This is a genomic window from Paraglaciecola sp. QJM3NY_14 (assembly GCF_056173245.1).
In genome coordinates this window covers 909156-927840 of the sequence record NZ_CM149664.1, presented here as the reverse complement: position 1 = coordinate 927840, position 18685 = coordinate 909156, and the positions used below count along the sequence as shown (strand labels likewise).

Annotated in this window: 18 protein-coding genes; 5 read left to right on the top strand and 13 right to left on the bottom strand. The window is 44.5% G+C overall.

The window, feature by feature from the left end; all coding sequences use genetic code 11:
* Positions 1 to 26: 26 nt before the first annotated feature.
* Positions 27 to 974, bottom strand: a complete 948-nt coding sequence (locus AC0VYA_RS03945; protein ID WP_475490118.1) for a PDR/VanB family oxidoreductase — start codon at positions 972 to 974, stop codon at positions 27 to 29.
* 216 nt (positions 975 to 1190) lie between these two features.
* On the opposite strand from AC0VYA_RS03945, the gene AC0VYA_RS03940 reads away from it, so the two are divergent.
* Positions 1191 to 1673 (top strand): MarR family winged helix-turn-helix transcriptional regulator, encoded by a 483-nt coding sequence (locus tag AC0VYA_RS03940; protein ID WP_475490117.1) that lies wholly within the window; start codon positions 1191 to 1193, stop codon positions 1671 to 1673.
* A 71-nt stretch (positions 1674 to 1744) separates the two neighbouring features.
* Here AC0VYA_RS03940 and AC0VYA_RS03935 read toward each other — a convergent pair whose 3' ends face one another.
* Genes AC0VYA_RS03935 through AC0VYA_RS03910 form a run of 6 tightly spaced genes read right to left on the bottom strand, consistent with a single transcriptional unit; the run spans position 1745 to position 7183 of the window.
* The gene (locus tag AC0VYA_RS03935) at positions 1745 to 2875 is read right to left on the bottom strand and encodes an FAD-dependent oxidoreductase (protein WP_475490116.1); all 1131 of its coding nucleotides are present in this window, start codon (positions 2873 to 2875) and stop codon (positions 1745 to 1747) included.
* Entirely contained in the window at positions 2872 to 3234 is a 363-nt protein-coding gene (locus AC0VYA_RS03930; RefSeq protein WP_011573747.1) for a Rieske (2Fe-2S) protein, read from the bottom strand. Before AC0VYA_RS03930 ends, AC0VYA_RS03935 begins: the two co-directional genes overlap by 4 nt.
* Positions 3235 to 3239: 5 nt before the next feature.
* The gene (locus tag AC0VYA_RS03925; RefSeq protein WP_475490115.1) at positions 3240 to 4172 is read right to left on the bottom strand and encodes a VOC family protein; all 933 of its coding nucleotides are present in this window, start codon (positions 4170 to 4172) and stop codon (positions 3240 to 3242) included.
* A 10-nt stretch (positions 4173 to 4182) separates the two neighbouring features.
* The gene (locus AC0VYA_RS03920; RefSeq protein WP_475490114.1) at positions 4183 to 5343 is read right to left on the bottom strand and encodes an alpha/beta hydrolase family protein; all 1161 of its coding nucleotides are present in this window, start codon (positions 5341 to 5343) and stop codon (positions 4183 to 4185) included.
* Between the two features lie 56 nt (positions 5344 to 5399).
* Positions 5400 to 6188, bottom strand: coding sequence for a cyclase family protein (locus AC0VYA_RS03915; protein ID WP_475490113.1), 789 nt, complete (start codon positions 6186 to 6188; stop codon positions 5400 to 5402).
* Positions 6188 to 7183, bottom strand: a complete 996-nt coding sequence (locus AC0VYA_RS03910; RefSeq protein WP_475490112.1) for a fumarylacetoacetate hydrolase family protein — start codon at positions 7181 to 7183, stop codon at positions 6188 to 6190. Before AC0VYA_RS03910 ends, AC0VYA_RS03915 begins: the two co-directional genes overlap by 1 nt.
* Before the next feature lie 183 nt (positions 7184 to 7366).
* Here AC0VYA_RS03910 and AC0VYA_RS03905 point away from each other — a divergent pair, with 183 nt between their 5' ends.
* Positions 7367 to 8275 (top strand): LysR family transcriptional regulator, encoded by a 909-nt coding sequence (locus AC0VYA_RS03905; protein ID WP_011573742.1) that lies wholly within the window; start codon positions 7367 to 7369, stop codon positions 8273 to 8275.
* 171 nt (positions 8276 to 8446) lie between these two features.
* Here the strand turns inward: AC0VYA_RS03905 and AC0VYA_RS03900 are convergent, their stop codons facing one another.
* The gene (locus AC0VYA_RS03900) at positions 8447 to 9466 is read right to left on the bottom strand and encodes a Rieske 2Fe-2S domain-containing protein (RefSeq protein WP_475490111.1); all 1020 of its coding nucleotides are present in this window, start codon (positions 9464 to 9466) and stop codon (positions 8447 to 8449) included.
* Between the two features lie 151 nt (positions 9467 to 9617).
* On the opposite strand from AC0VYA_RS03900, the gene AC0VYA_RS03895 reads away from it, so the two are divergent.
* Positions 9618 to 10568 (top strand): cupin domain-containing protein, encoded by a 951-nt coding sequence (locus tag AC0VYA_RS03895; RefSeq protein ID WP_475490110.1) that lies wholly within the window; start codon positions 9618 to 9620, stop codon positions 10566 to 10568.
* Between the two features lie 98 nt (positions 10569 to 10666).
* Here the strand turns inward: AC0VYA_RS03895 and fdhA are convergent, their stop codons facing one another.
* The 4 genes from fdhA to AC0VYA_RS03875 all read right to left on the bottom strand — a co-directional run bounded on the left by fdhA (position 10667) and on the right by AC0VYA_RS03875 (position 15371).
* Positions 10667 to 11860, bottom strand: a complete 1194-nt coding sequence (gene fdhA / locus AC0VYA_RS03890; protein ID WP_011573739.1) for a formaldehyde dehydrogenase, glutathione-independent — start codon at positions 11858 to 11860, stop codon at positions 10667 to 10669.
* A gap of 198 nt (positions 11861 to 12058) precedes the next feature.
* Positions 12059 to 13138 carry a fumarylacetoacetate hydrolase family protein gene (locus tag AC0VYA_RS03885; RefSeq protein ID WP_011573738.1) on the bottom strand — a complete coding sequence of 360 codons (1080 nt, stop codon included), beginning with the start codon at positions 13136 to 13138 and terminating at the stop codon, positions 12059 to 12061.
* A 42-nt stretch (positions 13139 to 13180) separates the two neighbouring features.
* The gene (locus AC0VYA_RS03880) at positions 13181 to 14119 is read right to left on the bottom strand and encodes a VOC family protein (protein WP_475490109.1); all 939 of its coding nucleotides are present in this window, start codon (positions 14117 to 14119) and stop codon (positions 13181 to 13183) included.
* 199 nt (positions 14120 to 14318) lie between these two features.
* Positions 14319 to 15371, bottom strand: a complete 1053-nt coding sequence (locus tag AC0VYA_RS03875) for an amidohydrolase family protein (protein WP_475490108.1) — start codon at positions 15369 to 15371, stop codon at positions 14319 to 14321.
* 115 nt (positions 15372 to 15486) lie between these two features.
* On the opposite strand from AC0VYA_RS03875, the gene AC0VYA_RS03870 reads away from it, so the two are divergent.
* Positions 15487 to 16398: a LysR family transcriptional regulator gene (locus AC0VYA_RS03870; protein ID WP_475490107.1), complete on the top strand. Its 912-nt coding sequence runs from the start codon at positions 15487 to 15489 to the stop codon at positions 16396 to 16398.
* A gap of 96 nt (positions 16399 to 16494) precedes the next feature.
* Here AC0VYA_RS03870 and AC0VYA_RS03865 read toward each other — a convergent pair whose 3' ends face one another.
* Positions 16495 to 17190, bottom strand: coding sequence for a GntR family transcriptional regulator (locus AC0VYA_RS03865; protein WP_475490106.1), 696 nt, complete (start codon positions 17188 to 17190; stop codon positions 16495 to 16497).
* Between the two features lie 262 nt (positions 17191 to 17452).
* On the opposite strand from AC0VYA_RS03865, the gene AC0VYA_RS03860 reads away from it, so the two are divergent.
* On the top strand, positions 17453 to 18502 hold the full coding sequence (locus AC0VYA_RS03860) for a Rieske 2Fe-2S domain-containing protein (RefSeq protein WP_475490105.1): 1050 nt from the start codon (positions 17453 to 17455) through the stop codon (positions 18500 to 18502).
* Positions 18503 to 18685 lie beyond the last annotated feature (183 nt).

Genomic DNA, 18685 nt, shown 5'->3' with positions numbered 1-18685 from the left:
AAGGTTCTCCTAAAACGTGTCTTAATTTATAAGTCTAGGGTGAGTGAGTCACTTAATGCTCTAGAGCAGCAAGGAGTAAATTGGTTGTTTTGCGCCTTTTCTTGGGCGTTTAAGAACGTATCTCTGTGATCAGGAATACCGCATGTTACAGCCGTAACACAGGTACCACACACTCCCATTTCACACGACATATCGATTTCAACTCCGGCATCTTCAATGGCTTCAAGCGACGTTTGATCAGATTCAACCTGAATCTCTAAACCTGAGCGAGTTAAAATGAGTTTAAATGGCTTATCTGTGCCATCTGTGGCTAAGGGGTCAGCTTTAAAATTCTCTTTATGAAGATTGCTTTCATGCCATGAATTGGCTCTTGCACAATCAAAGATATAATCCATATAGCCCGAAGGGCCACAGGTATATAGATTTGTTCCCGATGTAAAAGCACCGATAATTTGTGTCGCGTCTTTTTTGCTCTTGTTGGAGAAATGGAAGAAAACCTTTGCAGCAAAGGAGCAACTTAGCAATTGCTGATAAAACGCAGTATTAGCCTGTGACTTGCTGTGATAATGAAGTTCGAAGTCTATTCCGAGCCTATCTAATTCTATCGCCATTGACATAATAGGCGTGATCCCTATCCCACCCGCAAACAGTAATACCCGTTTACTGGTTAAATCTAATGGAAATAAATTACGTGGCTCAGAAATACTTACTGTATCTCCTATACCAACGTTATAGTGCAACGCGACTGAACCACCTCTTGAATTAGGATCTTTTAAAACCGCAATTTTGTAAAACTCATGAGATTTAGGATGATTGATTAACGAATATTGGCGAGTAAAATTGTCACCAAATTTCATATCAATATGACTACCTGTTTCAAACTCAGGTAAGCAATCACCGTTTTTAGGGGCTAACTCAAAACTAACAATATTGGGGGTTTCTAGGGTTTTACTGCGGATTTGCACGTCAAACATCACTTTTTACTCCAACTAAGCATAAGGCCTTAGGCGTATATTGCGCCAAACTAGTTGACACATCAACTAGCTTGTTAATAATTTGTTGACCTTATATGCCAAACTAACGTTCGCTTGGTTTTAAAGATGCTAAGTTTTAGCAATACAGCATGAAAGTGTTTGCAGTTGTAGTACATGCAAGTAAGCTTTTAGGCTCAACCAATGACAGGGTAAAAAATGCAGTCTAATGAAGTCGAGACACTCAAAAATCAATTAGATCTAGAAAAATACGTGCCCGCTTTAGTCACCTCTTTATCTAATAAACTTTCAGCAGGTGCCTCAAGCTGCTACCGAAAATATTTTGATATTGGTGTAATTGAGTGGCGTGTGTTGGCCATGTTAAAAGTGGAATCTGATATTTCAGCCAACCGAATATGCCAAGTCATTGGTTTAGATAAGGCGGCGGTTAGCCGCGCCCTCAAACAACTGCAAGCATCGAAACATGTTAGTTTTATAAAAGATAAACAAGATGGGCGTTCATCATTTGTGCGACTCACTCGACTAGGAGAAATCCTTCATGACAAAATACTTAGGGTGGCTTTAGAGAGAGAGAAATTGCTCTTGAGTGGTATATCGGAGGAAGATTTAGAGGTACTCATTAAGGTATTACTTAAGCTGAATAAAAACCTAAAACAAGTTAATGCCTTTGAACCATTGTAGAAAATAATAATGTAAATGACATAAAATTAGCCAAAAAGGCACCTGTCCTTTTTGGCATTAATATAGCCGCCTTAAATCGGCTGCGCCAAGGCCATCATAGAGTCGCGCATAATTTCAGTATGCTCTTGCTTATCGCCTCCATCGATCTCAATTTGTGCGAGACGAGCAGAGTTTTCTACCACCATACGACAGCGCTCCCAACGTCGCTCTTGAAAGGTAGCGAGCGCTTTATCTACCGTCACCTCTTTGGATAGCTCTTGAGCTAATACAATAGCGCTTTCTATGCCAATACATGCCCCTGAAGCTAAATGAGGCGTAGTCGCATGCACCGTATCGCCAATTAAAACGATACGATTTTTATACCAAGGGGCAGGTACTAATAATTTGCCTATCGCACGAAAATCAATCAATGAATCTTCGTTCATCATATCTTTAAGTTGCTGGATAATAGGAGCGGGAAAGGTCGCCATTAAGGCTTTTAGCTTCTCTAAAAAATCGGCGGGCTCAACATGTTGCCGTTCTTTTTTGTCTTCGGTCAAAAATAGGTACATTTCATCCTTAGACATAGGATTTACCCCTACTTTTAAATGTGGCCCTACCCACATCATAGTGTTTTTCACTTCAGGAAGGCGGGGAAGTACCGCACGCCAAATTCCTTGTCCTACATATTTAGGTGCTTCAGCTTCCGGAAAATAGGTACTGCGCACTTTTGAAAACATACCATCTGCGCCTATGACCAAGTCGTAACGGTTTGACGTGCCATCGGTAAAAGTAACATCGACCCCATTTTCGGTTTGTGACATCTCGGTGAAGGTGCACCCCAGTCTTACATTGGCGCCCGACTGCCGGGTTTTCTCTGCTAATATTTTGGCCAAAGCAGGTCGCATAATAGCACCTGAGTTGGGAACATCGGGATCACCCATCACGGGTGTTGGGATATGCGCCAAATGCAAACCATGGGGTGCATGTATATCTAGTCCGCTATGGGCACTGCCCACTTTTAAGAATTCCTCTAAAATACCCAACGTTTTAAAAGCCCGTAAGGTGGCTCCACCGATACTGATACCCGCACCATCGGCTCGCCAATTGGGATCTATTTCGACTAAATCAATTTCTATACCGTATTTTCTTAATTCAATGGCTGCTGACATACCTGAAAATCCGCCACCGATGATAAGGACTTTTTTTACGCTTGGGTTCATAACTTGAACTCCTCAATGGTTGTTAGGCTTAATAAAATGTCTTTTTGACAAGATACTTCTAGTGGAATTTCATCAAGCTTTTGCCCTAAACAGGGACCTTGCACACACAGCCCTGTCTCAATATCAAACAAAGCTCCATGGGCGGCGCAAACTAGGTAACCGGCTGCACTATCAAGGTACTTATGACGTTTCCACGGTAATGAGGTCGTGCCGTAGTGAGGGCAGATATCGACATAAGCAAAAAGTTGTTCACCTTTGCGCACAACAAACATGCTATCTTTACCACGGCGCATTGGGTCAAACCCTTTGGCTTGCCCCTGCGCAATGTCACTTGTCTTACCTATACAGATTTTACCCATTCACATTAAGACGCTTGAGGCGGAGGTGGTCCGCCTGGCGCCCATTTCTCTTCATAGTGCAATAAAAATACTTGTGAGTTATCTGCGCCAGGCATCGCCTCGCGAGCAACCCATTGCTCGTCATGTAAGTCCATATCGGCGTCATATTCAATATTGCAGCCAAAGGGACTCTTGAAATACCAGAACCAATTGGATCCAAAGATATGACGACCGGGTCCCCAGAAACTCTGATAACCTTTTTCAATTAAGGCATTGCCAGCCTGAGCGACTTCAGTTGGGCCACTCATGTGGAAGGTAAAATGCTCTACACCTTGCATGTGGGGCGGAGTATTGAGGAAAAACAATGTGTGATGATCGTGCGTACCTGCAGGACGCATAAATGGCCCCATATGTTTAAATCGGTCGGTGGTCACAAAGCCAAGGCGTTCAGCGAAAAAGGCTTCAGCTTTAACGGCATCAGGCACAAAATAAACCACATGAGACAAGCTGCGAGGTTTGGCCACAAACTCTTTACTGACACCAATTTTATTCACTCCTCGTTGAGGCGGTGCACCCGGTGCATTAATGGTTTCAGCTGGCAAGTCGAGCGCTTGGCGGATGGTCACTTGAAACCCTAATACAAATCCCATGTCATCCATCGCCTCGATGCTGCCATCATCTAAAACTTTGACTTCTCTATCCTTTGACAACTCGGCCTTAATTGCATCAACTGTTTCTTGATCGGCAACACCATAAAGCGTTTTACGCAGCATAGAGCCCGTACTGAGGGCTTCGGGAAGTGAAGCGTTATCTTTGCTGTGAATTTCAATGCCTGTGCCATCAAGGGCGACAAAGTTGACATCATCTTGCTGTGTTAGTCCATAATCGAGGGCGAACTGCTTACACGCGGTGACATCGTCGACAGCAAAAATAAGTTTGTCTGGTCCGATAATATTCATAATAGGACTCCTACTTTTCTTTTAATTCGTTAAAGGTTTCAGCCACCCAATCAGCGATGTAAGACCCCGCATTCGAACTGTTATCAAAACTTGAATGCTGCACGCCACCTTCACGTTCGGTAAATATTTTAAGTTCGCGTTTAGGGCTATTAACTAATTGTTCGTAGGTGCGCTCGGCCCATTTAAGGGGGATTTGCGAATCCTTCAAGCCATGAGTAACTAAAAAAGGCACTTTGATTTTTTCAATCTGACCATCAAGATGCACGTTTTCAGCAATATTCATGAAGTCATCCATATCTTTGGCGCCCCACACCCATTGAACATGTGCCCAATAATGGGGAACAGGGAAGTCACCTTCTTTCTCTAGACGACGCTTTTGCACATCACGCCAGTCATGGTTAGCGCCCCAAATACAACCTAGGGCAAGTCTAGGTTCGTTGGCAACCGCACGAGGACAGTAATAACCGCCCAAAGACACCCCTTCCATACCAATTCGTTTGCTATCCACGTCTTCTTGTTGTTCTAGCCAATCGACCACTGGGCTGGCCCAATGTTCAGTATCATAACGAGCATGAAAACCTTGTAATTTTAACGCTTCACCTGTGCCGGGCTGATCCAAAATTAATGATGACACGCCGCGCTCAGCTAACCATGCGGGTAACCCCACGCGATATTTCATTTCTTTAGATGAATCAAGACCGTTAACTTGAATAAGGAGGGGCGCTGGGCCTTCTACTCCCTCTGCTTTCACATAGAGTGCTGACAGGTGTTTTCCTTCATAAGGGATTTCTACACGCACACAATTTTCTTTACCAAGCTCAATGGACTTTTGGAAAAGCTCAAGTGAACGTTTATAAAGCTCTGTTCTGCCAGGGGCTCCATGAGCTTGAATACGCTCACAGGTAATAAGGTAGGTTGCTGCACGATTATATTTATAGCCTGCTGATAAGGTGCGTCCTTTTTCTAAATCTTCTTCTGCTAAGCCGCAAAGTTTATCGGCCATCTTGGCCCAGGTGTCTCTAAAGGCTTGCACGCCTTCTTTATCTGGTGATTTTGCAGCGTCTTGTAACGGACCACACATTTCTTCGATCTCACCGATACGTGCGCCCATTTCTATGGCTAAATTGACTGATAAATTCCATACGTAGTTTGTTGGAAAGTACTTAAACATGTTTTTTCCTTATTAGATTCTGCGGCTTAAAACAAAACCAAGATTTATAAAGTTGATTATTTTTCAATTAGTGCAACAGCTCTAACAAAGCCTGCTGAAGCACCTTTAATTTTGTACGGGAAACAATTGACTAAGAAACCGGTGCTCGGTAAAACCTCTAAATTACTCAGCTTTTCCATTTGACCGTAGCCTATATCTCGACCGGCTTTATGCCCTTCCCAAATGATTGATGGATCCCCTGATTCAATGAATCGCTCTCGGGTATATTTGAAAGGTGCATCCCAACTCCACGCATCGGTACCAACAACTTTGACACCTCGTTCTAGTAGATACATAGTCGCTTCACGCCCCATGCCAACGCCTGCATCAAGATAGTCTGGTTGACCAAATACTGAGCCTGCTCGAGTATTCACGACCACAATATCTAAAGGCTGAAGCTCGTGTTTAATGCGCTTAAGCTCTGCCTCTACGTCATCAGCGGTAATCAGGTATCCATCTGGTAAATGTCGAAAATCGAGCTTTACACCGGGTTGAAAACACCATTCAAGAGGCAGCTCATCAATGCCATAGGCTGGTTTGCCGCCATCAGTTGTTGATGCGTAATGCCAAGGCGCATCCATGTGCGTGCCGCTATGAGTTGTAATATCCAAACGCTCTGCCGCCCATGCTTCATCACCCGGCATCTGTTCTTTCGTCAACCCAGGAAACATGGCGCCCATTTCGGGCCAACCCTCTTGATGATCGGTATATTCAATTTTGGGTAATAGAGGCGGAGGATCAGTATAAGGGTTATTGTCTAGGGTGACGGACAAGTCGACAATGGTAAAATTTCTTGGATTAAACATTATTGGTTCTCACTTTTATTACTGGCTGTAACGCGCTGTTCGATAGCACCAAATAGACTGTTACCGTTAGTATCAAAGACATTAAACTCAACCACTTCATCTTGTTGCATAAAAGGCGTTTGTGGCGCGCCGTGCTGGATCATTTCTTTTGCGCGAAGTTCAGAAATGCAGGCTTGTCCTTTAGATGGGTCAGCATTTGATACTGTACCTGAGCCAAAAACTGTGCCCGCATTAATCGGACGGGTTTGTGCCACATGAGCAATCAATTCATGAAAACCAAAGTGCATTTCTTGGCCTTGGGGTTCACCGAATATTTGGCCATTTCTTTTAACTTGTAAGGGCAAGCACACTCGCCCATTTTGCCAATGCTCACCCAATTCTTCAGGCGTTAGGGCCAGAGGAGCAAATGCAGTGCTGCCTTTAGCTTGCACAAAGCCAAAGCCCGTTTTCATTTCTCTTGGACCGAGGGCCCGGTAACTAATGTCATTCAGTAACACGACTAAGCGAATTTTAGTCAGAGCATAGGCAGCAGAGCTACCCATAGGGATAGCATCCACGATCACCCCAAACTCCCCCTCGAAATCGATTCCATGTTTAAAATCGGCAACCACAATGTCATCCACAGACCCGAGAAAACTGTCACCTGCACCCTGATAAACTAAAGGATATTTATCAGCGTCAGCGATAGGGTCTAAATGAAAAGCTTGTTGCATCAAATGGCCGTGGTTGAGAAAAAGCGAACCATCTAGCCATTGCCAAGAACGAGGTAAAGGGGCGCAAGTATCCATAGTAGAAAACTCAAAACGTTGCTTTTCGAGTCCGTCATTGAGACGTTGGTATTTAACCGTCAGGGCTTCACTGCAAGCCGACCAATTTTCCAGTGCAAACTGCATCGTCGGTGCAATATTTTCAGCCTCTACACAATATTTTTGGTCATTCGACACAATGACTAGCTTGCCATCGGGGTGCTCTGTTCTTAGCGATGCTAATTTCATACTTATGCCCAGTTCAACTTGTTAAAAAACAATCAATTTAATGAGTGAGCAATGTTAATATTTTATTTGCAATCCAAAAAGTTGAATGTTTAGATGACTACCATCAGAAAAATAGATACCTGATGAGATTCAACCTGTCCCCCTAGACGTTCGTGATTACTGGGTATTTTAGAGAGAGATAGTATGAGATTTGAACAACTCGACCTGAACTTGCTTGTCGCACTAGACATTTTGATTGAAGAGCAAAATATTACACGCAGTGCTGAGCGACTCCATCTTTCACAATCTGCTACCAGTGGCATATTGTCGAGGTTGCGGGCATTTTTTGAAGATGATTTATTAGTACAAATTGGTAAAAAAATGCAGCCTACCCCCTTTGCGCTGGAGTTACAGGGGCCGGTAGCAGGGGTGCTCGCCACGGTACGTGGTTCGATCATTGGCAAGAAAGCCAATAACCCAGAGCACAGTGAGCGTCATTTTAAGATCATCGCTTCTGATTATGTTATTCAAGTACTACTGAGCCATGTAGTGGCAGAAGTCGCTAAGCTAGCCCCTAAGGTGACCTTTGAATTTTTGACACCTTTTGCCCACGAAATGAATATATTATCCAAGGGCGGCGCTGATATGATGGTCGCGCCAGAAGCTATCATTTTAAGCAATTACTCAAGTGCTTCGCTGATAAGTGATGAATTAGTCTGTATTGCGGATATAAACAATACAGAAGTCGGTGACGAACTCACCTTCGAGCAATTTAATGCTATGGGTCATGTTTCGGTCGGCTTTGCTCGCGTTAGCTTATTAAGTATTGAGCAATGGTTAATAAATACCTTGGAAACAAACCGCAAGATCGCAGTGATCACCAGTGATTTTTCAACCATGGTTTATGCGTTATTAAATACCAATCGAATTGCCATATTACCTCGACACTTTGTAGATATGCACATACAACGCGAAGCAGTGAAAACGGTCAAGTTACCCTTCTCCCCACCTAACTTGAAAGAAAGCTTAATGTGGCACCCTACTTTGGATAATGACCCTATGCACAGATGGTTACGGGAAAAAATTATTGAATGTGCCGGCAAGTTTGAATAACCCGATAAACATAAACCATCGTCACAAATAGAATAGAGCTGGATACTCAACCCAACAACTTGAGTTGGGTTGAGTGCTGGCTAAGATGCCGCATTATCCCCGTTAGACCACTTATATTCAGTCAAATCGTTAACTAACAACCTAGCCGTGTCATACGCAGATTCGTTCTTGTTATGGCTCAAGATTTTCCGCGGCTAACATGCCATCAACTTTTCTTCGCGCCTGAATGGCCGCCTTATCAGCGCCTACTATCAGTTCTCGCTGAAACAAAGCGGCTGCGTCGATGCGTTTTTCCATGTCTTCAATCGCGTCAACATCTTGTTGTCTAACTTGCATTTCAGACTCAAACTGAAATTTATCTAGCGCCGTATCACCTTGTCGGAAATTTCGCGTAGAGAAACCAAAATAGTGCGTACTCGTTTCAGTCTCAGGTGTCAGTCCGTGCAATATAGCCATATGCCCCAACTCCTTGGGTATATCCTCTTTACCCGGGATCTTGGTAATGGTGGGTAAGCTAGTTTTGACCAATTCTGGGCCATAAAAATCACTTAAATGCACAAAGTCGGCTAACCCTGCGAACTTGGCGTCTTTTCCGTAGACTATTTCCAAAAAAGGATTCCATGGCATTTTTCCGTTTCTGAGCACCCTATAACTTAGGGAACGCTCCTGGGTCTCCATCGGGATTTTTTTCAATGTATCTCCGCCTTTGCCCAATTGCTGATGAATATAAGGCAGGTGGGTAAGATCCATTAAATTATCGACTAATAGCTGAGAGCGACCTTTCACATGAAAATAATTTTCAGAACTGTAATAGGTATCTGGGTTGTCTAAACCAAAATCATGATAGGGAGGAATTAAATCAGTGTCACACCTATCTAGGTCACCCATCCATATCCAGCAAATAGGTCCGCGCTCCTCTAAGGGATAAACGGGTTGGCAGAAATTACGCGGAACGGTGTCCTGGGAAGGAATATCAATACAATCGCCATTATCGGCAAAGGTAAAACCATGATACCCGCAGACAATATTGTCGCCCTCAACTCGCCCCTTAACGAGCGAAAAATACCGATGTGGACACAGCCCATACATTGCCACCGGCGATCCATCTTCTTTTCGATACATTAGAACAGGTTTACTGTGTATCGTGCGCTCCATCGGCTCACGTGATATCTCGTTAGAAAACGCCGCCATATACCAACGATTCCGTACAATTGATGTTTTATATTTGAAGGGGTACATAATTTAGATATTCCTAAAATACATTATCTTCTCTGTAGTCTAGCCCTCGACATTGGATGAATATATACTTTAAAAACCTAATTATCGGCTAAATACTCCCACTATGGATTTACTTGGTGACGTACTTTGTTCCTTAAATGTGTTCTCACACTCTATCGGCATATTCAAAGTAGGCGGTTCGACTCATTTACATTTAACGGCCATGCCAACCAATTTTGCTTTTATATTTACCAGTACCGAAGGCGAATGTTGGATCGAAGTAGACTGTTGTCCGCCACGGCAATTGCACGTTGGTGACGCCGTTTTGATATTAGGTGGTAGGGCACATCGTTTTGGTGCTTCACTTGCGAGCGAAGAAAAGAGTTTTGAGACATTATGGGCCGCCAATGGCTTACCCAAATTTGGTGAGACACGAGACAAACCAATATATTTGAGTGTCGATGAGACTGAGGATGGCAGTTCATTACTCTCGCTGGCATTCACGGTGGATGAACCTGCGCATCACTCTTTGTTGAAGTTACTTCCCCCTTACATTTTTGTTTCAAAAGGCAGTCAGTTGGATACTTGGTTATCAGCCGCATTCGGTTTTTGTCAACGAGAGCTGTCACATAATACGCCGGGATTCAGCGCAACTGCGATGAATTTTACTAACCTGATATTTGGTGAGTTTGTCCGCTCTTATTTAAACTCGGCGGATTTACCTCACGAGAGCTGGATGCGTGGATTATCGGACCCAAGAATTGGCCGAGCACTAGCAATGATGCATACCAGAACCGCAGAACAACTTATGGTCTCAACCATGGCGAAAGAGGTGGGGATGTCTCGCACAAGTTTCGCGCGGATTTTCAAAACACTGGTTGGCCAATCCCCGATAGATTATTTTATTAACTGTCGAATGCACAAAGCCGCCCAGTACTTATTAGAAGGGAATCACTCCATTGGTAAAATCACAGAGATGATTGGATACCATTCCGAGCGAGCATTTAGGCAAGCATTTATTCAACGCTTTGGTCTGTCCCCTAGTCAGTTCAAAAAACAACAGCAAAAAATCTAGCTTCGTTGTAATTTCATTAAGACAAATAACGAACAATAGTAAGTAGTACTCGCCTGCCAAGCGCAAGGCAGGCGAGTTCATGTCTAAGGTTACATTTATTAAGCTGCGTTACCGTGTGGGTCGATGACGAACTTCATCGCAGCACCACCATCAAAATCGGCATATCCTTTGGGGGCATCATCTAACGAGATCATTTTCACATTTACCGCTTTAGCAATTTTTACTTTATCGAATAGAATCGATTGCATCAGTGCCCGATGATATTTCATCACTGGGCATTGGCCGGTATGAAACGAATGAGACTTCGCCCATCCCAAACCAAAACGCATACTTAGCGCTCCCTGCTTCGCAGCATCATCTACCGCACCAGGGTCTTCTGTAACATACAGACCAGGAATACCAATTTGGCCTCCTGCCCGCGTCATTTTCATCGCTGAATTTAGCACAGTTGCTGGTGATTCTTGATGGTGATTGTGGCCACAAGCGTGTGCTTCAAAGCCGACACAATCCACGAACGCGTCAACTTCACGCTCACCGATGATAGCTTCAATCCTATCCCCCATATCACCCTCTTGGGTCAGATCGATCGTCTCGCAGCCAAAGCTACGAGCTTGTGCGAGGCGCTCCTCAATCATATCGCCCACTATGACACATGCCGCGCCTAACAACTGAGCAGATGCGGCAGCAGCAAGGCCAACAGGTCCTGCTCCTGCAATGTAAACTGTCGACCCAGGACCCACCCCAGCCGTTACGCATCCATGAAATCCAGTTGGGAAAATGTCAGATAACAAGGTTAAGTCTTGGATTTTTTCTATGGCTTGTTCAGGATCGGGAAACTTGAGCAAATTGAAATCAGCATAGGGCACCATAACATATTCAGTTTGCCCTCCGACCCAGCCTCCCATATCAACGTAGCCATAAGCGGCGCCAGGTCGAGCAGGATTTACGTTTAAGCAAATGCCCGTTCTTCCCTCTTTACAATTGCGACAGCGACCACAGGCAATATTGAATGGCACTGAAACCAAATCACCTGGCTTAATAAACTCTACATCTCGACCCACCTCGATGACTCGACCGGTAATTTCATGGCCTAACACTAACCCTGACGGTGCTGTGGTTCGCCCGCGAACCATATGCTGATCAGAACCACAAATATTGGTTGTTACTACTTCTAGGATCACGCCGTGCTGACATTTTCGATTACCAATCGCCAACTCAGGAAAAGCAATACTTTCTATAGCCACCTGGCCTGGGCCTTTGTATACAACACCGCGATTACTTGTTTTGTTCATGAGAGTCACCTTTATTAAAGATTTTTGTGTCATACCTGAAAAATAAAACACGTTTCACTACGCTGAATTTCCAAGTAATCGTTAAGTCGCTTACCCTTGTGAATGATTAGCCTCAGGTCACTAAAGAGCTAGCTTCGATTTGCGTTTACTGCATCAAATAAGGCGGGCTTGTACGACCCGCTTTATTTAATATTTACCTTACCACTGGGTTTTGAACGGACCATAGGTAGGGGTTCGTCCGTTGGTTTCTTCTTTAACAATGTTGTTGCGTTGACGCCCAAGATAAGTAATAGAGCTTTCCATAACGTCACCTTCTTTAAGCCACAAACCGCCCAGCGTTGCAGCGTTACCAGGAGGGGAGCCCATAATCATTAAATCGCCAGGCATTAACTTAAGGCGCTCCGATGCATGAGAAAGCACTTTCTCAGGGGAGAAAATCATATCTTCTGCGGGCCAATCTTGACGTTTCTCGCCATTGACGTTTAGTTTAATCTGCATCTTATTACGATCGACAAATTCTTTTGGTACAGCAAATGGGCCAAATGGCTTGAAGTTAGGCTGAAACTTACTAACCCAATCAAAGTTGAACTTGATATCAGCGCGTTTGAACTCATCCACCGTGCCTATATCATTCACCATTACGTAAGCGGCAATAAGATCATCTGCATCTTCGGGACGAACATAACGCTCGCTTTTACCCACTATGACACCTAGTTCTAATTCCCAGTCCGGCTGCTGACCAATCAAAGGTAAAGGAACATCATCGTTTGGTCCGCACAACGCGGAATGCAAACCTGTAAAAAAGTAGGGCATACCTTCGCGTCCGCGGCGATCCACTTCTTCGTAATTACGCTTGAAGAACGCCTCGTCATCTTCACCGGGTAAACGCTTATCTTGATTGAATTTGTTAAAAGTCATCATCTCAGCGACATGTTGACGATAGTTTGACGCTGCGCAAATCATATTTGGGTGCGCTAAAACAGGCAGGATATTCAAGCTGTCTAAGGATTTTGCGGGACGCTCCTGCTTTGCTGCAACTTCTTTTAGCCAAATCAAGGCGTTGTCCCAATCATTAAAAATGGCGTGGGTATCTGCATAACGATCAGATAAATCGAGCACATCGCCATTAGGTAAAACCAAGCCTGGAAAAGCGGCTTCGCCTGCTACCTGATAGGTGCCTATGCCAAATGTACCTTCAACTAAACCAGTCACTGAATTTATATTTTCTGGCTCAACAGCTGGTTTTACCATCTGCGCCATAAAGTCATTTGCACTCATAAATTTATTCCTCTTATTTTGTTTGTTGGCAGAACACTGAGATCATGCAAAATAACGATCAGGTGGCTCAGAACTCCACACATCCATTTCCACTTCTGCAATGTTGTGTACGCGTGAACCATCACTGGCTTTTAACCGATCGGTGTCTGAAAAGGTTTCAAATCGATTACGATCTGGGTCACGCCACACATCAAAAATGTGGCTACCATGGGGATGACGTCCTACGCCCCACACCAATTCATATTCTTTCGATTCTAAATAGCGATGGGTCATAAATTGAGCTTCGAAATCTTGAGCTTCGAAACTAATATGGTGACACGCCGTTTCACCTGTTTGACTTTGCATTAATGCAATGACATGGTGATCAACCAGTTCCTCGCCTCTGTCCAAGCGACAGAAACCAACAATTTGTACCTGAGGCTGCCCCGGGATGTGGTATACATCGCTTGGGATAAGACCTAGAACATCTTTATACCAAGGTAAACTTTGAGCAAAGCTTGGTACAAATAACCCTACATGACCCAACCGGAATAATTTCGCCGGCGCCATAGGTCGTTTAGGCTCAAAACGTTCGTTACGAACATATTGCCCTGGGGCATTCATCACTAATTGGTCGTAAGGCGTTTCAGGGGAAACCCGCTCAATTCCATACACCAGATCAATTTTAAAACCATTCGGATCTGTCAGGGTTACCGCTTGACCACCGCCTGGCGTGGTTAGTTCGCGAATAGCACTTGCACCGTGTTCTGTTACTGCTGCTTCTAGGTCGCTAAGGGCTTCAACTTCGAAAGCAAGCCCAATAAAACTGGCTGTATCTGCTTTTTCAGCGATATATGAAAAGGCATCACCACCGCCGGTTCGCATAATTAGTTTTTGGTCAGTGCGCTCTACGGTTAATAAACCGAAGTCTTTGGCAAATGTTTCTGTCTGGTCTAAATCCAGCACTTGAAATTTGACATGATGGGGGCTTTTTAGCCTCATGGGGTTACTCCACTTGTTATTAATTTATTTATTGAGCTTTTCAACCTCAGCACGCATTTCGATATGAGAAAAAGCGATGTACTCAATCTTTGGGTGAATATAGGCACTGAACCTATTACCGTCCAATGATAAAATACACGCCCAGCTATTCGTGATACTTATAGGTTGAGTGAAAATATTCTTCTTACTTATAGGTCAGCTAACTACTTTTAATCGTCAGCCCAAGTAGTTCTGCTGCGTTGATGCCGAGAATTTTGGCTTTATCTGTTTCAGATAGCTCACTGTGAAACCCCACAGGATCAGGCTCAGCCATATCAAACGGATAGTCGCTGCCCAGACAGAGACGATCTGAACCGTGCGTGCGCACTAAGGAGTCCAACTGTTCTTTGTCGAACACCAAAGTATCAAACCATAGTCTGCGTAAATAACTTGAAGGGAGATGTTGACAATGTTCACTGCAATCAGCGCGAGCTCGCCAGCCATGATCCATGCGCCCCCAGTAACCTGGAATATAACCACCACCATGGGCGACACAAATTTTCAAACTTGGGTAGCGGTCCAGCACGCCACCGAAGATCAAATGCCCCACGGCAAGTGTTGATTCCAACGGATTGCCGATGAGGTTATTAAAATAGTATTCCTTCATTCGGTGAGCATGGGTAAAACCAAGAGGGTGAATGAAAAGTAAAATACCAAGTTGTTCAGCGGCAGCAAAAAAAGGCTGCAATTCGTCGTGATGTAAATCTTTACCATTAACATTGGTACTGATCTCAATACCACGAAGGTTAAGTTCTAATGCACAACGTTTCATCTCTGCAATTGCCAAGGGGATATCTTGCATAGGTAACGTCCCCATACCGACAAACCGTTCAGGATGACTGTTTACGGCATCAGCAATACCATTGTTAACGGCCTGGGCTGCTGCCAGACCTGTCTCAGCATCGGTGTAATAGAAATACTGGCCAGGATTGGGCGATATCACTTGCACGTCCACTCCTAGTCTGTCCATATCCTCAATACGTAAATTTATATTGTTAAGCGTCGGACCGATTGTACAAAACTGCGCTTTGTTCACCTCATTCGATTGGGGACTTGAAAATTCATGGATCCCTGGCGGTGGGCCCGGATACTTAGCCTGCACAATTTTATCAGCTGCCGCTACATTCAAATGACAATGAATGTCTACAACCAAATGTGTGCCTTTTTTATTCACCGTGATTACATTTTTCTCTGTACAGCAATCAGTACTCATACACCTAACCTTCTATCAAAATGGCGACTCATCACGCTACTCTCTATCTATGACCTATAAACGTCCAATCAGAATTAACCTTGCAAGCAATAAGTAACGCTGATAGGTTACAAAAATGAGATTCGATGGATTAGACCTAAACCTGCTGGTGGCCCTAGAGGCATTAATTGAAGAGCGACACGTTTCCGCTGCAGCGCGTCGCATTCATCTTAGCCAGCCTGCGGTTACCGGTGCCCTCAAGAGATTGCGCGAATACTTCAATGACGAGCTTCTCGTGCAAAGCGGCCGACGTATGTTTCTGACTCCAAAGGCAGAGGCACTAGCCGAACCAGTGCATCGGGCATTACTGCAAATAAGAGGTGAGATAACGCGCGCAGGTAGTTTTAATCCTCTGACCACGACACGTCATTTTGTAGTATCCGTTTCTGATTACGCCTATACCATTTTGTTGGCTAATGTGGTTGCCAAAGCAGCATCGTTAGCTCCTTCAGTTACCTTTGAAATAGTGCCTCCCAATGAGCAAGTCAATGAGCGCTTTGAACGAGCAGAAATCGATTTGTTGTTAACCGTGGATAGGTTTGCCCTGCCCGGACACGCATTTACCGAACTTTGGCGAGACGAAGAGGTGATCATTAGCTGGCAAGGAGCGAATTTTGATACCATTGATGCTGACACTTTCTTTGCTTGTGGGCATGCAGTAGCAAGCTTCGGCCTCGAGCGCAGACCATCAATCGCAGACAATCATATAAACCAAGCAGGCTGGAAGCGTCGCGTAGAAGTTCAATTACCTGATTTCGGCGCATTATGCCAAGCCGTAGTGGGCACCAAACGCCTTGCCACTATGCACCGCCGATATGCTCTGCACTTCGCAAAACTGTATCCAATCAAGCTTCACCCGACATGGGAACCCTTTCCTGAAATTGTTGAGGGTATGCAATGGCACAAAGTGCGCAACTTGGATCCGGGGTTACAGTGGTTAGCTGGTTTGATAAAGGATGGCGCTGACGCTGTAAACGACCGTTCTTAATAGCGCCTGTCGTTGAAATGCACTTATATAAGCCGTAACCCCGACTTATAAAGTACGTCTATTATCGCGATGAAGCGTTAAAATTTGCTATGGGATCTAATCAAGCAACTTATATTTACCCTGTTCATCCCACAGATCACCATAACTTAAAGCCACGTTAGCGTGTTCGCGCATAATAGCTTCAGAGCGTGCGCCCTGGCGTTTAATTAAGGCGTCAAATACCCCATGGTGTTGCATATGGGCATAATTGAAACGACGAAATTCTCGGTCAAGTTGTGCAGGGTTAAACACCAGCGCTGTGGCGGATGCAAAAGGCAAATTTTCATTTAATTTCAAAGCAGCGTGAATGGCAGGATTCCCGCTAGCCTGCAAAATTAAATCATGGAAGCGTTTGTTTAAACGCTGATACGTCTCAATATCCAACTGGCTTATATAGCCCTTACTAAACAAGTCATCCCCTTCGACTAAGCAATGTTTCATCTGCTCGATGGTGGGATCATCTAGGCCCTTTTCCGCTGCTTGCCTAGCCGCTAACCCTTCTAGCACGCCCCTAACTTCAATAGAGCCTAAAATTTCATGCTGCGTGATTTTCCTGACCATATAGCCCCGACGAGGTAATTTGGTCAGCAACCCCTCTTGTTCTAAAGCACGAAATGCGATGCGCACCGGCGTCCTAGAAATACCCAGCAATTCAGCGGTAGGAATTTCGGCCAGACGTTCACCTACAGGAAATTCGCCTGATACAATTTTATCTCGCAAAATGCTGACTATCCCTTGCCCCTCTCGCGTCATTTGTCTCTCCTGTATTGGGTCACTAAAAAACCTTTCCCAGTATAAACGTAATCATCCTTTATTGGATCCAATTCAAACAGGCATCTTGTTATCGTCATGGGGATTGAGATTATAATCAGCCGCATACGCACCCCACAAGTCGCTTTCACTCTACATATTACCTCATAATAAAACTAAATTGGATCCAATAACTGCTATTTTGAATTGTTTAGCCCGCTAAAATTGCATAGAATGGATCCAACGTTAACAAAAGGTTAAATTTATGTCTGTGCAAAAATATCCATTAAATACTTGGTACGTTGCTTGTACACCAGATGAAATTACGACGGCCCCCTTCGCTCGTAAAATATGCGGCATCGCCTTAGTGTTTTTCCGAAATACTCATGGAACGGTGGTTGCTCTAGAGGATTTTTGCCCTCATAGGGGGGCTCCTTTGTCCTTAGGAAAAGTCGAAAATGGTCAATTAGTGTGTGGTTATCACGGCTTACGCATGGGTGACGATGGTGCTACCAAGGCAATGCCAAATCAACGTGTTCAGGCTTTTCCCTGTATACAACGTTATGCAGTCGTTGAGCGCTATGGGTATATCTGGATTTGGCCGGGCGATAAAAGTTTAGCCGATGAATCCTTACTGCCAAAGCTAGAATGGCCAAACAATCCAAACTGGGGTTATGGCGGTGGGCTATATCATATCAAATGTGATTATCGCTTGATGATCGATAACCTGATGGACCTAACCCATGAAACCTATGTACACGCCAGCAGCATAGGGCAAAAAGAAATTGATGAAGCGCCCGTTACCACGAAAGTTGATGGTGAAAGTATTGTCACCAGCCGGTTTATGGAAAATGTAATGGCACCGCCTTTTTGGGCATCGGCCTTGCGCGCCAATGATTTAGCCGATGATATTCCTGTCGACCGTTGGCAAATCTGTCGCTTCAACTTACCCAGCCATATTATGATAGAAGTGGGGGTTGCTCACGCAGGTAAGGGGGGTTACCTAGCGCCTAAAGAATGCAAAGCGAGCAGCATAGTGGTTGATTTCATCACCCCCGAATCTGATCATTCCATTTGGTATTTTTGGGGGATGGCAAGAGACTTTAAACCCCAAGATAGCGAGCTTACGGATTCAATCCGCAGTGGACAAGGCGCCATCTTTGCCGAGGATTTAAACGTATTAGAGCGACAACAAGAAAATCTATTACGTCACCCCGATAGGACACTTCTTAAATTAGATATAGATGCAGGTGGAGTACGAGCACGCAGAATGATTGAGCGCGCGATTAAACAAGAGCTGGCTTCTGCGAATTAACCTAGCTACTGTCAGCCTTGCCAGTTAGGGCGCCAGCCCTGACATAGGGCTCGTTTCGTGTGTGTGTATACTCACTAGCTGCACACCTAACCTTGTGGGGGGGCGGTCAAAATTCTTACGTCTCAATTTCCAATTGTGTGGCCGATGGATAACGAGGCCCACTAATGTGCTTAGGATGAAATA

Excerpts from the sequence above, each read along its gene's own strand:
- AC0VYA_RS03945 (WP_475490118.1), bottom strand. The coding sequence starts at position 974 with ATGTTTGACGTGCAAATCCGCAGTAAAACCCTAGAAACCCCCAATATT.
- AC0VYA_RS03940 (WP_475490117.1), top strand. The coding sequence starts at position 1,191 with ATGCAGTCTAATGAAGTCGAGACACTCAAAAATCAATTAGATCTAGAA.
- AC0VYA_RS03935 (WP_475490116.1), bottom strand. The coding sequence starts at position 2,875 with ATGAACCCAAGCGTAAAAAAAGTCCTTATCATCGGTGGCGGATTTTCA.
- AC0VYA_RS03930 (WP_011573747.1), bottom strand. The coding sequence starts at position 3,234 with ATGGGTAAAATCTGTATAGGTAAGACAAGTGACATTGCGCAGGGGCAA.
- AC0VYA_RS03925 (WP_475490115.1), bottom strand. The coding sequence starts at position 4,172 with ATGAATATTATCGGACCAGACAAACTTATTTTTGCTGTCGACGATGTC.
- AC0VYA_RS03920 (WP_475490114.1), bottom strand. The coding sequence starts at position 5,343 with ATGTTTAAGTACTTTCCAACAAACTACGTATGGAATTTATCAGTCAAT.
- AC0VYA_RS03915 (WP_475490113.1), bottom strand. The coding sequence starts at position 6,188 with ATGTTTAATCCAAGAAATTTTACCATTGTCGACTTGTCCGTCACCCTA.
- AC0VYA_RS03910 (WP_475490112.1), bottom strand. The coding sequence starts at position 7,183 with ATGAAATTAGCATCGCTAAGAACAGAGCACCCCGATGGCAAGCTAGTC.
- AC0VYA_RS03905 (WP_011573742.1), top strand. The coding sequence starts at position 7,367 with ATGAGATTTGAACAACTCGACCTGAACTTGCTTGTCGCACTAGACATT.
- AC0VYA_RS03900 (WP_475490111.1), bottom strand. The coding sequence starts at position 9,466 with ATGGCGGCGTTTTCTAACGAGATATCACGTGAGCCGATGGAGCGCACG.
- AC0VYA_RS03895 (WP_475490110.1), top strand. The coding sequence starts at position 9,618 with ATGGATTTACTTGGTGACGTACTTTGTTCCTTAAATGTGTTCTCACAC.
- fdhA (WP_011573739.1), bottom strand. The coding sequence starts at position 11,860 with ATGAACAAAACAAGTAATCGCGGTGTTGTATACAAAGGCCCAGGCCAG.
- AC0VYA_RS03885 (WP_011573738.1), bottom strand. The coding sequence starts at position 13,138 with ATGAGTGCAAATGACTTTATGGCGCAGATGGTAAAACCAGCTGTTGAG.
- AC0VYA_RS03880 (WP_475490109.1), bottom strand. The coding sequence starts at position 14,119 with ATGAGGCTAAAAAGCCCCCATCATGTCAAATTTCAAGTGCTGGATTTA.
- AC0VYA_RS03875 (WP_475490108.1), bottom strand. The coding sequence starts at position 15,371 with ATGAGTACTGATTGCTGTACAGAGAAAAATGTAATCACGGTGAATAAA.
- AC0VYA_RS03870 (WP_475490107.1), top strand. The coding sequence starts at position 15,487 with ATGAGATTCGATGGATTAGACCTAAACCTGCTGGTGGCCCTAGAGGCA.
- AC0VYA_RS03865 (WP_475490106.1), bottom strand. The coding sequence starts at position 17,190 with ATGACGCGAGAGGGGCAAGGGATAGTCAGCATTTTGCGAGATAAAATT.
- AC0VYA_RS03860 (WP_475490105.1), top strand. The coding sequence starts at position 17,453 with ATGTCTGTGCAAAAATATCCATTAAATACTTGGTACGTTGCTTGTACA.